The sequence below is a fragment of the Burkholderia sp. MSh2 genome (assembly GCF_000731655.1).
Classification (GTDB): Bacteria; Pseudomonadota; Gammaproteobacteria; order Burkholderiales; family Burkholderiaceae; genus Burkholderia; species Burkholderia paludis.
The window spans coordinates 1-13395 of sequence record NZ_JPGM01000064.1; the positions used below are offsets into that span (position 1 = coordinate 1).

12 protein-coding genes are annotated in these 13395 nt (G+C 70.6%); 5 read left to right on the forward strand and 7 right to left on the reverse strand.

Annotation, left to right across the window (positions count from 1 at the left end):
- Positions 1-33: 33 nt before the first annotated feature.
- A complete protein-coding gene (locus tag GQ57_RS30715) occupies positions 34-945 on the reverse strand; it encodes a LysR family transcriptional regulator (protein WP_031398555.1) in 912 nt (303 codons plus the stop codon).
- A 99-nt stretch (positions 946-1044) separates the two neighbouring features.
- Here GQ57_RS30715 and mdlC point away from each other — a divergent pair, with 99 nt between their 5' ends.
- The 4 genes from mdlC to GQ57_RS30735 all read left to right on the forward strand — a co-directional run bounded on the left by mdlC (position 1045) and on the right by GQ57_RS30735 (position 6724).
- Positions 1045-2652, forward strand: a complete 1608-nt coding sequence (mdlC, locus tag GQ57_RS30720) for a benzoylformate decarboxylase (RefSeq protein ID WP_034199831.1) — start codon at positions 1045-1047, stop codon at positions 2650-2652.
- A 29-nt stretch (positions 2653-2681) separates the two neighbouring features.
- Positions 2682-4133 carry an aldehyde dehydrogenase gene (locus tag GQ57_RS30725; RefSeq protein WP_034199832.1) on the forward strand — a complete coding sequence of 484 codons (1452 nt, stop codon included), beginning with the start codon at positions 2682-2684 and terminating at the stop codon, positions 4131-4133.
- 14 nt (positions 4134-4147) lie between these two features.
- On the forward strand, positions 4148-5092 hold the full coding sequence (locus tag GQ57_RS30730) for a ketopantoate reductase family protein (RefSeq protein WP_034199833.1): 945 nt from the start codon (positions 4148-4150) through the stop codon (positions 5090-5092).
- Positions 5093-5326: 234 nt separating this feature from the next.
- On the forward strand, positions 5327-6724 hold the full coding sequence (locus GQ57_RS30735; RefSeq protein ID WP_031398551.1) for an MFS transporter: 1398 nt from the start codon (positions 5327-5329) through the stop codon (positions 6722-6724).
- 31 nt (positions 6725-6755) lie between these two features.
- Here the strand turns inward: GQ57_RS30735 and kynA are convergent, their stop codons facing one another.
- The 3 genes from kynA to kynB form a co-directional block, all read right to left on the reverse strand.
- Positions 6756-7688, reverse strand: coding sequence for a tryptophan 2,3-dioxygenase (gene kynA / locus GQ57_RS30740; RefSeq protein ID WP_031398550.1), 933 nt, complete (start codon positions 7686-7688; stop codon positions 6756-6758).
- 67 nt (positions 7689-7755) lie between these two features.
- Positions 7756-9009 carry a kynureninase gene (gene kynU / locus GQ57_RS30745; protein ID WP_034199834.1) on the reverse strand — a complete coding sequence of 418 codons (1254 nt, stop codon included), beginning with the start codon at positions 9007-9009 and terminating at the stop codon, positions 7756-7758.
- A 25-nt stretch (positions 9010-9034) separates the two neighbouring features.
- Positions 9035-9676: an arylformamidase gene (gene kynB / locus GQ57_RS30750; RefSeq protein ID WP_031398548.1), complete on the reverse strand. Its 642-nt coding sequence runs from the start codon at positions 9674-9676 to the stop codon at positions 9035-9037.
- A gap of 130 nt (positions 9677-9806) precedes the next feature.
- Between kynB and GQ57_RS30755 the strand changes: the two genes are divergently transcribed.
- A complete protein-coding gene (locus tag GQ57_RS30755; RefSeq protein ID WP_006477992.1) occupies positions 9807-10307 on the forward strand; it encodes an Lrp/AsnC family transcriptional regulator in 501 nt (166 codons plus the stop codon).
- Here the strand turns inward: GQ57_RS30755 and GQ57_RS30760 are convergent.
- From GQ57_RS30760 to GQ57_RS30770, 3 genes are all read right to left on the reverse strand, one after another.
- Positions 10294-10803: a flavin reductase family protein gene (locus tag GQ57_RS30760; protein WP_031398547.1), complete on the reverse strand. Its 510-nt coding sequence runs from the start codon at positions 10801-10803 to the stop codon at positions 10294-10296. The two genes, GQ57_RS30755 and GQ57_RS30760, sit on opposite strands and share 14 nt — an antisense overlap.
- Positions 10804-11101: 298 nt before the next feature.
- Positions 11102-11767 (reverse strand): hypothetical protein, encoded by a 666-nt coding sequence (locus GQ57_RS30765; protein WP_034199835.1) that lies wholly within the window; start codon positions 11765-11767, stop codon positions 11102-11104.
- The gene (locus GQ57_RS30770; protein ID WP_034199836.1) at positions 11764-13170 is read right to left on the reverse strand and encodes a selenium-binding protein SBP56-related protein; all 1407 of its coding nucleotides are present in this window, start codon (positions 13168-13170) and stop codon (positions 11764-11766) included. Before GQ57_RS30770 ends, GQ57_RS30765 begins: the two co-directional genes overlap by 4 nt.
- Positions 13171-13395: the final 225 nt, after the last annotated feature.

A 13395-nucleotide genomic window follows, 5' to 3' on the forward strand; every position in this document is an offset into this window, starting at 1 on the left:
GGGCGGGGGCGGGCGGTGGATCGGGTCGCGCCGTCAGCGCCCCTCGCGCGTCAGCGCGACGAGTTCGTCGAGCAGCTTGCCGGCCGGCCCCGGCAGGATGCCGTGGCGGCGCCGGAACGCGGTGAGGGTGCGCACCGCGACGACCTCGCGCACGGGCAGCGTATCGATCGTGCCGGCGCGCTGCTCGGCGCCGTACATCGGCTCGGCCATCCAGCTGAGGAACCCCGCATGCGCGACGAGGCTTTTCAGCGTCGTGACCGAGCGTGTCTCGACCGCGATGTCGGGCAGCGCGATGCCGTGCGCGTCGAAGGTCGCGCGCATGTGGTCGAACGGCGCGGTGCCGCGCGGCGGAATCGCCCAGCGCGCCTGCCGCGTGTCAGCCAGCGTCGGCGCGCGGCCGAGCGCGCGCAACGGATGATGCGGCGCCGCAACGATATGGCTGCGGTCTTCCCAGCGGCACTCGGGAATCGCGACGATCTCGTCGGTGTCGGGCCCGTGCGCGGACAGTGCGAGATCGATCTCGTGCTTGTGCAGCCCCTCCGCGAGCCGGTCCCACACGCCCTCAATGATCTCGACGCGCAGGTTCGGCCAGCGATCGAGCACGCGGCCGACCGCGACCGGCAGCACGAGGCTCGCGATGCTGCCCACCGTGCCGACCTTGATCGTGCCCTTCGCGAAGCCGCGCATCGCGTCGAGCTCCTCGCGCGCGTGCTCGGCCTCGTGCTGCAGCAGCGTTGCGTGCGGCAGCAGCGCCTCGCCGAACGCGGTGAGCTGCACGCCCTTCGAATGGCGTTCGAACAACGGCGCGCCGACCTGGTCCTCGAGCCGCTTCAGGATCCGGCTCAACGCCGGTTGCGTCACGTGCAGCGCGTCGGCCGCGCGCCCGAGGCTGCCGCACGCGACGATCGTCGTGAATGCACGCAATTGTCGGAGATCGAAAGTCATGCCGGAACGTAATGGCTTATCGCAAAAAATACAGTATCCGAGAATGGCTCGCACTTCGATACTGTGGAAACCGCCAAGCCAACGAGGAGACACCCGAGCATGTCCGGCCACCCGCCCCCTTCCGCCGCATCGATCACCGTTCGCGATGCGGTGATCGACCTGCTTCGCCAGTTCGGCATCGACCGTGTGTTCGGCAATCCGGGTTCGACCGAGCTGCCGATGTTCCGCGATTTCCCGGCCGATTTCCGCTACGTGCTCGGCCTGCACGAGGCCGTCGTGGTCGGAATGGCCGACGGCCATGCGCAGGCGACCGGCAACGCGGCGGTCGTCAACCTGCATTCGGCGGCCGGCGTCGGCAATGCGATGGGCAACCTGTTTACCGCGTACCGGAACCGCACGCCGCTGATCGTCACCGCGGGCCAGCAGGCGCGCGCGATCCTGCCGTACGATCCGTTCCTCGGCGCGACGCAGGCCGCCGAGCTGCCGAAGCCGTACGTGAAATGGAGCATCGAGCCCGCGCGCGCGCAGGACGTGCCGGCCGCGATCGCCCGCGCGTACCGCATTGCGATGCAGGAGCCGCGCGGGCCGGTGTTCGTGTCGATCCCGGTCGACGACTGGGACCAGCCGGCCGAGTTGCTGCCGCGGCGCGACGTGAGCTGCGTCGTGCGGCCCGACCCCGACGCGCTCGCGCGGCTCGGCGACGCACTCGACGCCGCGCGGCGTCCCGCGCTCGTGGTCGGCGCGGCCGTCGATCGCGCCGGTGCGTGGGACGACGTGGTGCGCCTTGCCGAGCGGCATCGCGCCAGCGTGTACGTCGCGCCGATGTCGGGGCGCTGCAGCTTCCCCGAGGATCACCCGTTGTTCGCCGGTTTCCTGCCCGCGATCCGCGAGAAGATCGTCGCGCGGCTGGACGGGCATGACCTCGTGTTCGCGTTCGGCGCTCCCGCGTTCACCTATCACATCGAAGGCTTCGGCCCGCACGTGCCGCCGGGCGCCGTGCTCGTGCAACTCGTCGACGATCCGGGCGTCGCCGCATGGACGCCGTTGGGCGACGCGGTCGTCGGCAACCTGCGGCTCGCGGCGCGCGATCTGCTGGCGCGTCCGGCGCCGCCCGAGCGGGCGCTGCCCGCGCCGCGCCCGCCGCGCGAACGCGTCGCCGCGCCGGCCGCCGGGGAGCGCCTGTCCGTCGCATTCGTGCTGCAGACGCTCGCCGACGCGCGCGACGCGCAGGACATCGTCGTCGAGGAGGCGCCGAGCGCGCGGCCGGTGATGCAGGCGCATCTGCCGTTCACGCGCAGCGGCACGTTCTACACGATGGACAGCGGCGGGCTCGGCTACGGGATGCCGGCCGCCGTCGGCGTGGCGCTCGCGCAGCCCGGCCGGCGCGTGATCGGGCTGATCGGCGACGGTTCGAGCCTGTATTCGATCCAGGCGTTGTGGAGTGCCGCGCAGCTGAAGCTGCCGATCACGTTCGTGATCCTGAACAATCGGCGTTACGCGGCGCTGCAGGATTTCGCGCCGGTGTTCGGCTTCGGCCCGGATGACCCCGTGCAGGGCACCGATCTGCCGAACCTGGATTTCGTCACGCTCGCGCAAGGGATGGGCTGCCGCGGCGTGCGCGTGACCGATGCGGCGCAGTTGCGCGACACGCTTGCCGACGCGCTGCGCGCCGTGACGCCGGTCGTCGTCGAAGTCGAGGTTGCCTGACGCGCCGCGCGCGTCTTTCGGGAGAATTCATGCAAACCGTATCGATGCTGATCGGCGGCGAACGCCGCCACGCGTCCGGCGGCGCGACGTTCGTGCGCCGCAACCCGCTCGACGGCGAAGTCGCGTCCGAGGCGCCCGCGTGCACCGTCGACGATGCGCGTGCGGCGGCCGACGCGGCCGCACGCGCGTTTCCCGGCTGGGCCGCGCTCGGCCCCGGTGCGCGGCGCGCGTTGCTGCTGAAGGCGGCCGCCGCGCTCGAAGCGAAGCACGAGCAGTTCGTCGCTGCGATGGCGGCCGAGACGGGCGCATCCGCGCTTTGGGCCGGCTTCAACGTGCACCTGGCCGCGAGCGGGCTCGTCGAGGCCGCGTCGCTGACGACGCAGGTCGGCGGCGAGCTGATTCCATCCGACGTGCCCGGTTCGCTCGCGATGGGGGTGCGGCAACCGGCCGGCGTCGTGCTCGGCATCGCGCCGTGGAACGCGCCGGTGATCCTCGCGACGCGTGCGCTCGCGTTGCCGCTCGCGTGCGGCAACACGGTCGTGCTGAAGGGTTCGGAGCTGTGTCCGGTCACGCACGGGCTGATCGTCGAGGCGTTGCAGGAGGCCGGGCTGCCGCCGGGTGTCGTCAATTTCGTGACGAACGCGCCCGAGGACGCCGGCGCGATCGTCGATGCGCTGATCGCGCATCCGGCCGTGCGCCGCGTGAATTTCACGGGCTCGACGCGGGTCGGCCGGATCGTCGCCGAAGCGTGCGCGCGTCACCTGAAGCCGTCGGTGCTCGAACTCGGCGGCAAGGCGCCGTTCGTCGTGCTCGACGACGCCGACATCGATGCGGCGGTCGCGGCCGCCGCGTTCGGCGCGTTTGCGAATTCCGGGCAGATCTGCATGTCGACCGAGCGCATCGTCGTCGACGAAGCGATTGCCGATGCGTTCGTCGCGAAGCTCGCCGACAGGGCCGCATCGCTGCCGCTCGGCGACCCGCGCGACGGGCCCGTCGTGCTCGGCTCGCTGATCGACATGAAGGCGGTCGAGCGCTGCAACGCGCTGATCGACGATGCGCTCGCGCACGGCGCGACGCTGCTGTGCGGCGGCAAGGCCGACAGCACGCTGTTTCCCGCGACGCTGCTCGACCGCGTGACGCCGGCGATGCGCATCTATGCCGAGGAGTCGTTCGGCCCGGTGAAGGGCATCGTGCGTGTCGACGGCGAGGAGGCCGCGATCCGCTGCGCGAACGACAACGCATTCGGGCTGTCGTCGGCCGTGTTCAGTCGCGATGTCGCGCGTGCGTTGCGGGTCGCGGCGCGCATCGAATCGGGCATCTGCCACGTGAACGGCCCGACCGTGCACGACGAGGCGCAGATGCCGTTCGGCGGCGTGAAGGACAGCGGCTTCGGGCAGTTCGGCGGCAAGGCCGGCATCGCGGCGTTCACGGACCTGCGCTGGATCACCGTGCAGACCGCGCCGCGCCACTATCCGTTCTGACGAGGCTGCCGACGATGAGAATCGCGATTCTGGGGGCGGGCGCGATGGGTTCGCTGTTCGGCGGGCTGCTGGCCGAAAGCGGCGAAGCCGTCACGCTGATCGACGTGAACGACGCGCATCTCGAGGCGATCCGGCGCGACGGACTGCGGATCGACGACGATCGCGGCGAACGGCGCGTCCGCGCGCTGCAGGCCGTGCGGCCGGAAGCCGCGAATGCGGCAGCTGCGGCGGCGTCCGGCACGCCGTTCGACCTGCTGATCGTGTTCACGAAATCCCTGCACACGCGTACCGCGCTCGACGGCGTGCGCGCGCTGCTGAGCCCGGACACGACCGTGCTGACGCTGCAGAACGGGCTCGGTAACGTCGAGACGCTGAATGCGTTCGTGCCGCTCGAACGCATCCTGGTCGGCGTGACGACGTGGCCGGCCGATGCGGCCGGGCCCGCGCACGTGCGCTCGCACGGCGCGGGCACGATCCGCATGATGACGGCCGACGGCGCGGCGCGCCCGATCGCGGCGGCCGTGGCCGATGCGCTGTCGCGTGCGGGGCTCGCGTGCACGCTCGACGCCGACGTGTGGGCGGCGATCTGGGAGAAGGTCGCGTTCAACGCGGCGCTCAACACGCTGTGTGCGGCGACGGGCTGCACGGTCGACCAGCTCGGCAACCATCCCGACGGGCCGCGGCTCGCGCTCGCGATCGCGGCCGAGACGGCAGCCGTCGCCCGCGCGAAGGGCATCGCGGTCGATGGCGAGCGCATCGCGCGCAACGTCGAACACGCGATCCACGCGCATCGCGGCCATCGTCCGTCGATGCTGCAGGACGTGCTTGCGGGCCGCCGCACGGAAATCGACGCGATCAGCGGCAAGGTAGTGGCGGCCGCACGCGAAGCGGGCGTCGCTGTGCCGCATGCCGAGACGCTGCTCGCGCTCGTCCGGCTGATCGACGCGCGCACGCACTGAGTACCGGGGCGGCGGCCGGCTGGCGCCGCCCCACGTCGCGGGCGCGCCGCGTGCGGTCGGCGGCGCGGGATCGTGACGGGCCGGACTCGACACCGGTCAGCCACGCAAGATCGGGGCACGCGCCCACGCGCCAGCCCGGACAACTGGAGACGCCATGAAAGCCATCGAATGCCGTTGTCATGCCGCGCGCCGGACGCGCACGTTGCCGCCGACGCGCGGTGTTCGGGAGGTCGCATGAGCACGCGCGACGTTTTGCAGCCGGCGCCGGTCGACATCGGCGCGACGCTCGACGACGGGCCGTTCACGACGATGCAGCGCTGCGTGGTGCTGCTCGCCGCGCTCGCGATCGTGCTGGACGGCTTCGACGGCCAGTTGATCGGCTTCGCGATCCCCGTGCTGATCCGCGAATGGGGCATCACGCGCGCCGCGTTCGCGCCGGCCGTCGCGGCCGGGCTGATCGGGATGGGGATCGGCAGCGCGTGCGCGGGGATCGTCGCGGACCGCTTCGGCCGCCGCCAGGCCGTGATCGGCAGCGTGTTCCTGTTCGGCGTGGCGACCTGCGCGATCGGCTTCGCGCCCGATGTCGCGGCGATCGCGGCGCTGCGCTTCTGCGCGGGGCTCGGGATCGGCGGCGCGCTGCCGACGGCCACGACGATGACGGCCGAATACACGCCCGCGCGGCGCCGCACGATGATGGTGACCGCGACGATCGTCTGCGTGCCGCTCGGCGGGATGCTGGCCGGCCTGTTCGCGCACGAGGTGCTGCCGCGCTACGGCTGGCGCGGGCTGTTCTTCGCGGGCGGCGCATTGCCGCTCGTGCTCGGCTTCGTGCTCGTGCGCGCGCTGCCCGAATCGCCGCGCTATCTCGCGCGGCGTCCCGCGCGCTGGCCGGAACTCGGCGCGCTGCTCGCCAGAATGCAGCGGCCGGTCGCACCGGGCGCCGTGTTCACCGATGCGAGGGACGCGCGCTCGCCCGGCGGCCGCGGCGGCTTCGGCGCGCTGTTCGCGGGCGGCCAGGCACGCGACACGATCGCGCTGTGGTGCGCGTTCTTCATGTGTCTGCTCGCCGTGTACGCGGCATTCAGCTGGCTGCCGACCATGCTCGCGGCGAGCGGGCTCAGCGTGTCGGTGGCGGGCGCGGGGCTCACCGCGTACAACCTCGGCGGCGTGATCGGTGCGCTGCTGTGCGCCTGGGCGATCGCGCATGCCGGGTCGCGCTGGCCGCTCGCGCTGTGCAGCATCGGCGGCGCGGCGAGCGCGATATGGCTGATGGGCGTCGACGCGGGTCGCCACACGGGCTGGCTGATCGTCGGGCTCGGCCTGCACGGGCTGTTCGTCAACGCGGTGCAGTCGACGATGTATGCGCTCTGCGCGTACATCTATCCGACGGCCGTGCGTGCGACCGGCACCGCGAGCGCGCTCGCGTTCGGCCGGCTCGGGGCGATCCTCAGCGCGTTCGCGGGGGCGGTCGTGATCACCACGGGCGGCGCCACGGCGTATCTGACGATGCTGGCGGCGGCGATGGGGATCGTGTGCGTCGCGCTGCTCGTCCTGCGACGGCACATTCCGCGACTGTCGCGCGCGGCGGTGCAGCCGCGCGAAGGGGAGGCGCTCGCCCGCACGTCGTCGTGACGGCGGGCGGGGCGCGGTGGCGCGCCGCGCGTTACAGCGTGGTGCGCACGTGCCAGAGCTCGGGGAACAGCACGACGTCGAGCATCTTGCGCAGATACGGTGCGCCGTTGGTGCCGCCGGTGCCCTGCTTGAAGCCGATGATGCGCTCGACGGTCGTCACGTGACGGAAGCGCCACTGGCGAAACGCGTCCTCGAGATCGACGAGTTCCTCGGCCATCTCGTAGAGTTCCCAGTGCTGCTGCGGGTGGCGGTACACCTCGAGCCACGCGGCCTCGACCGTCTCGTCGTGCTGCATCGGCTGCGCCCAGTCGCGCTCGAGCCGCGCCGGCGCGATCGGAAAGCCGCGCCGCGCAAGCAGGCGCACGACTTCGTCGTAGAACGACGGCGCCTCGAGCGTCGCGCGCACCTGTTCGAGGATGTCGGGCCGGTGCGCGTGCGGCTGCAGCATCTGCACGTTCTTGTTGCCGAGCAGGAATTCGAGCTGGCGATACTGGTACGACTGGAAGCCCGACGACTGTCCGAGATACGGCCGCATCGCCGAATACTCGGACGGCGTCATCGTCGACAGCACGCTCCACGCCTGCACCAGTTGCTCCAGGATGCGCGACACGCGCGCGAGCATCTTGAACGCGGGCGGCAGCGAGTCGGAGCGCACGGCGTCGAGCGCGCCGCGCAGTTCGAACAGCGCGAGCTTCATCCACAGCTCGCTCGTCTGATGCTGGATGATGAACAGCATCTCGTTGTGATCGGGCGACAGCGGGTGCTGCGCGTCGAGGATCGAGTTCAGCGACAGGTAGTCGCCGTAGCTCATCGACTTCGAGAAATCGAGCTGCGCGTTGTGCCAGCCGGCATCGCCGGGCACGTGCGGCGCTTCGTGCGCCGCCTGGGCGGCTTGCGCCGGATGCGCGGCGCGTGCGCCCGAGAACGGGCAGCCCGCCGGCGCGTCGCCGCCGGGTGGCTGCATATGACCAGAATTCACGACTATCTCCAGGATTGAATGACGAGGCCCGGCGTGCGCCGGGCAATGCCGGTCAGGTCACCGCGCCGCGCTCGGCGAACTCGGGCGCCTTCCACGCGTCGGTGGCGAGGATGTCGCGCAGCGTCTCGACGGCATCCCACACGTCGGCAAAGCGCGTATAGAGCGGCGTGAAGCCGAAGCGCAGCACATACGGCTCGCGGTAGTCGCCGATCACGCCGCGCGCGATCAGCGCCTGCATCACCTCGTAGCCGTGCGGATGCTCGAAGCTCGCCTGCGAGCCGCGCTGGTGATGCGCGCGCGGCGTGACGAGCTTCAGCGACAGGCCCGCGCAGCGCGCTTCGACGAGCGCGACGAACGCGTCGGTCAGCGCGAGCGACTTGCGGCGGATCGCCTGCATGTCGGTCTGCAGGAACACGTCGAGCCCGCATTCGACCATCGACATCGACACGATCGCCTGCGTGCCGCACAGGAAGCGCGCGATGCCCGGATCGGGCGCGAAGCCCGGCTGCATCGCGAACGGCGCGCGGTGGCCCCACCAGCCCGACAGCGGCTGCGAGAAATGCGCGTGATGGCGCTGCGGCACCCACACGAACGCGGGCGAACCGGGGCCGCCGTTCAGGTATTTGTACGTGCAGCCGACCGCGCCGTCCGCGCGCGCGCCGTTCAGGTCGACCGGCACCGCGCCGGCCGAGTGCGCGAGATCCCACAGCATCAGCGCGCCCGCGTCGTGCACGAGCTGCGTGACGGCCGGCATGTCGTGCATGTAGCCGGTGCGGTAGTTGACGTGCGTGATCATCGCGACGGCCGTGTCGGCGCCAAGCGCACCGGGCAGGTCGGCCGGATCGTCGATCAGGCGCAGTTCGTAGTCGCCGCCGAGCTGTTCGATCAGCCCCTGCGCGATATACAGGTCGGTCGGGAAGTTCGAGCGCTCCGACACGATCACGCGGCGCTCGGGCGCGCGCTCGGCCTGGTGGCGCACCATCGCCGACAGCAGCTTGAACAGGTTGATCGAAATCGTGTCGGTCACGACCGTTTCGCCGGGGGCGCCGCCGATCAGCGTGGCGAGCTTGTCGCCGAGCCGGCGCGGCAGCGCGAACCAGCCGGCCGTGTTCCAGCTGCGGATCAGGCCTTCGCCCCATTCGGCGCCGATCACCTGCTGCGCGCGGGCGGCCGATGCGCGCGGCTGCGCACCGAGCGAGTTGCCGTCGAGGTAGATCACGCCGTCGGGCAGGGAGAATTGCTCGCGCAGCGGGGCAAGCGGGTCGTCGCGGTCGAGCGCGAGCGCGTCTTCACGGGTCTTGATCATGATGTCGGGTCGTAGGTCGGGGAAATCAGGCGGCGCGCGCGGGCAACGCGCGCAGCACCGCGCGCACGGGGCTCGCGTCGAGCGTCGTGAACTTCAGCGGCAGTGCGATCAGTTCGTAGTCGCCGGGCGGCACGTCGTCGAGCACGATGCCCTCGAGAATTGCCATCCGGTGCGCACGCACGCGGCGATGCGCATCCATCGTCTTCGATTCCTGCGGATCGAGCGACGGGGTATCGATGCCGATCAGCGTCACGCCGTGCGCGGCGAGCAGGTCGACGGTCTCGGGCGCGACCGCGCAGAAGCGGCTGTCCCACTGCTCGACGCTGGCGCGCGCATACGTGCGCAGCAGCACGCGCGGCGGCACGTCGGCGAGCGCGGCTTCGATGTCGGCGGGCTGCACGACCGGCGAGGCGCCGATGCAGTGCAGCACGCGGCACGGGCCGAGGTAGGTGTCGAGCGGCACGGCGCCGATCGGCGCGCCGTCGGCATCGTAGTGCAGCGGCGCGTCGCAGTGCGCGCCCGTGTGCGGCGACAGCGTCAGGCGTGCGACGTTGACCGGCGAGCCGGCCTCCATCCGCCATACGCGTTCGACGGAAACCGGCGTATCGCCCGGCCACACGGGGGTGGCGGGGCTGACAGGCGGCGAGATGTCCCAGAGGGTGTCCATGGCATGACGATTCGGTGAGTCGATCCATCGAATGATAGGTGGACGCTCGCAGAAAGTGCTTGCGAAATAAACATGGACAATCCGCCGGATTGGCAGATAATTCGACTCAGAGGGAAAACGGGGACCAAAAATGCATGCGATTACGCTCGATGCCACCGACTGCCGGATTCTGGCGGTACTTCAGGAAGAGGGCAGAATCAGCAATCTCGATCTGGCGGAACGGATTTCGCTGTCGCCATCCGCGTGCCTGCGCCGCATGCGCCTGCTCGAGGAGCAGGGCGTGATCGAGCACTATCGCGCGTGCCTGAGCCGCGAGAAGCTCGGCTTCGAGCTCGAGGCGTTCGTGCAGGTATCGATGCGCAACGAAGAAAATCAATGGCACGAGCGCTTCGCGGAAGCGCTGCGCGAATGGCCGGAGGTGGTCGGCGCGTTCGTCGTGACCGGCGAGAGCCACTATCTGCTGCGCGTGCTCGCGCACAACCTCAAGCACTATTCGGATTTCGTGCTGAACCGGCTCTACAAGGCGCCGGGGGTGATGGACATCCGCTCGAACATCGTGCTGCAGACGCTGAAGGACGAAGCCGGCGCGCCGGTCGGGCTGGCGCGCACGGGAGCGATCAAAGCGGTGTAAGCCCGTGGAAACCGCCGCCGTGGAACACGAGCGGCGGCGTCGTATCCGATACGGCGCGCACGCCGCAGCGTTCCACCTCGCCGACGAAGATCACGTGGTCGCCTTCGTCGTAGCGGCTGCGGTTGTGGCATTCGAACCAGGCGAGCGCCCCGTCGAGCACGGGCATTCCCGAGTTGCCGGCCGCGTGCGCGATTCCTTCGAAGCGGTCGCCCTTGTAGGTCGAGAAGCGCTTGCACAGGTCGAGCTGCGACGCGGCGAGCACGTTCACCACGTAATGGCTGTTGCCGCGGAACACCGGCGTCGACGCCGACTTGTGCGCGAGGCTCCACAGCACGAGCGGCGGATCGAGCGAGACCGAATTGAACGAGCTGGCGGTGATGCCGATCAGTTGCCCGGACGGCGCGCGCGTCGTGATCACCGTGACGCCCGTTGCGAACTGGCCGAGCGCCTGACGGAAGGCTGCCGAGTCGAAATCCGGCGGAGTGGCGTGGTTCATCGGGCGGCGATCCGGAAGGAGGCGGACGGGCGCGGCGTGACGCGGGTGCGACGGGCGCGGCGGACGAAAGGCGACAAGGCGGTCGATTGGGAAGTGGTGCGCATGGCCCGATTTTAGCGGAATCGGGGCCGCCGGGCCCGGCCAGACGGCGCATTGCGGGGATAGGGTGACGTACCCAACACTGCGGCGCGATGCCGGGTGCGCGACGACGGGCGGCGCGGGGCGGCCGTCACGGCCCGTACGCGTACGCACCGCCGGGCCGGTCATGGTCGTGCCCGCCGGCGCGTCGCGCCCCGCGCTAACGCGCGGCCGCCAGCCCGAGCGACAGCGCGCCCGTCATGATCAGGCTCGACGCCCACACGGCATCGAGATTGAACCAGCTCCGCGACACGAATTGCAGCCCGAGATACCGGTACACGAGCCACGCGAGCCCGCCGCCGGCTGCGATCATCGCGGCCGCATGCACGGCCGCGACGACGAGCGCCATGCCGAGATGCGCGTCGACCAGCATGGCCGCCGCGCGATGGCCCGCGTCCGGGTCGAACCCGCAGAGCCCGAGGTAGATCGGCACCAGCATCAGCCCCGCGCCGTGCGCGAGCGCCACCGCGAACGACCACAGGCCGAGCCGCACGGGCGGGATGCGCGCGAGGGCGCGCGGATGGCTGCGCCGGATCAGCAGCATGGCGCCGAAGCCGATCACGAGCGCGCTCGCGCCGATCCGGATCGCCGACTGCCACGCGAGCAGCGCCGCGAGCAGCCCGAACGGCAGCATTACCGCGAAGACGGCGAGCACGTGGCCGAGCGCGAGATAGCCGAGCGCCGCGACGAGCGCGCCGCCGCGGCGCGTCATCAGCGCGTTCGACACCGCGAGCGGCCAGCCCATCGCGGGGTTGAGTCCGTGATAGACCCCGCTCCCGAGCACGGCCGCCCACAACGCGAACGGGGCGTGAAGGCCGGCACTCAACGCTTGACCGACGGATAGCAGAACGAGTCGGTCGAACAGTCGCCGCCCTCGAGCCGGATCTGGTGCGCGCGATAACCGTCGGGGAACTCGACCCAGTAGTCGTCGGCGAGCGTCAGCCCGCCGTCCGGCCCCGCGTGCGCAAGCACCTGCGCGGCCGGCACGCCGTCCGGATAGAACTGGTCGTCCCACGTCGAATAGAGCGAGTTGGTCCAGTACACGCGCCGGCCGTCGCGGCTGATCTCGACCATCTGCGGGCCGCCCGCGAACGCGCGGCCGTTCGTGTGCGGCGCGCGGCGCACGATGCCGCCGATCCGCACCGATCCGGCGAGCACCGGGTTGTGCGGGTCCGACACGTCGTACTGGCGCATCTCGCCGGTGCCCCAGCACGACACATAGAGGAAGCGGTCGTCGAGCGACAGGTCGATGTCGGTCACGAGCGGCGGCACGGCGCCGAACGCTTTCAGGAGCGGCGGCAGTTCGTCGGCCGCGGCCGGCTCGGCCGGGATCGTCGCGGTTTTCTTCACATGAAACTTGCCGCCCTCGCGCCACCAGGTCCAGATCGAGCCTTCCAGATTCGTCGTGTCGACCACGACGCCGACGAACCCGTATTCGCGCACCGGGTCGTGCGCGGGCCGTACCTCGAGCGCCATCTGGTGCTGCGCGCCGAGATCGATCGTCTGCACGTTGCGGCGCGCGCGCAGATCCCAGAAATGCAGCCGGTGCCCGTACTTGTTCGCGAGCAGGTCCTCGGGGACGATCCCGTTCTCGAATTGCGGCGGCAGCGCCCATTCGCTCGACACCATGTAGTCGCGCGGCAGGTTCCACCAGAAGTCGTAATGCTTGTCCTGCGGGCCGCGGTCGATCTCCCAGCGGCCGAGCACGTCGAAGGTCTCGCAATCCATGATGAAGATGCCCGGCGCGCCGTCGGTGCCGTCCTTGCCCGCGCCGCCGAGCGTGCTCACGTAGATGCCCTCCGGGCCGCAGTGAACGGTGTGCGGCCGCGAGTAGCCGGTCTTCGCGAAGATTTCGTCGGGCTCGACGATCTTGTGGATGCGTGCCTGCGTCGGGTGCGGCTTCGTGTCGATCACGTAGATGCGCGACGAGCGCAGGCCGGGGATGATCAGGAAGCGGCGTTCGAGGAACGCATGGCCGGTCAGCGGCGACAGCGCCGACGAGCACGCATTCCAGCCGAAGTGGTGAAACTCGTCGCCGGTGTTCGGCATCGTCACCGTGTGCACGATTTTGCCGTAGGTCGACGAGCCGGGCTTCACGTCGATCACGGCGAGCGCGTCGGGTCTGGAAAAATCGGGGCTCAGCAACAACGTATAGGCGAACGCCTCTGCCGGTGCCTGCATCGCAAGCTCGGGCGAGGCGTGAAACGTCGGGTCAGGCCGCATGCTCATGGTGATGCCCTCTCGATGATGTCGGATCGTGGCCGCACGGCCGTTCGTTGCCGGTGTGCGACCCGTGGTTGCCGCGCGGCGCCCGGCGCGCCGGCGGGGGAAATCGGCGGGCGGCCGCGCGCGTCGGCGACACGCGCGGCGCCGTGCATCAGATCGTCAAAGCGGATAAAGGCGGCGTGCTCGATTGCCGCGCCCGGATCGGCGTGGCTGCACGGCATGGCGAAG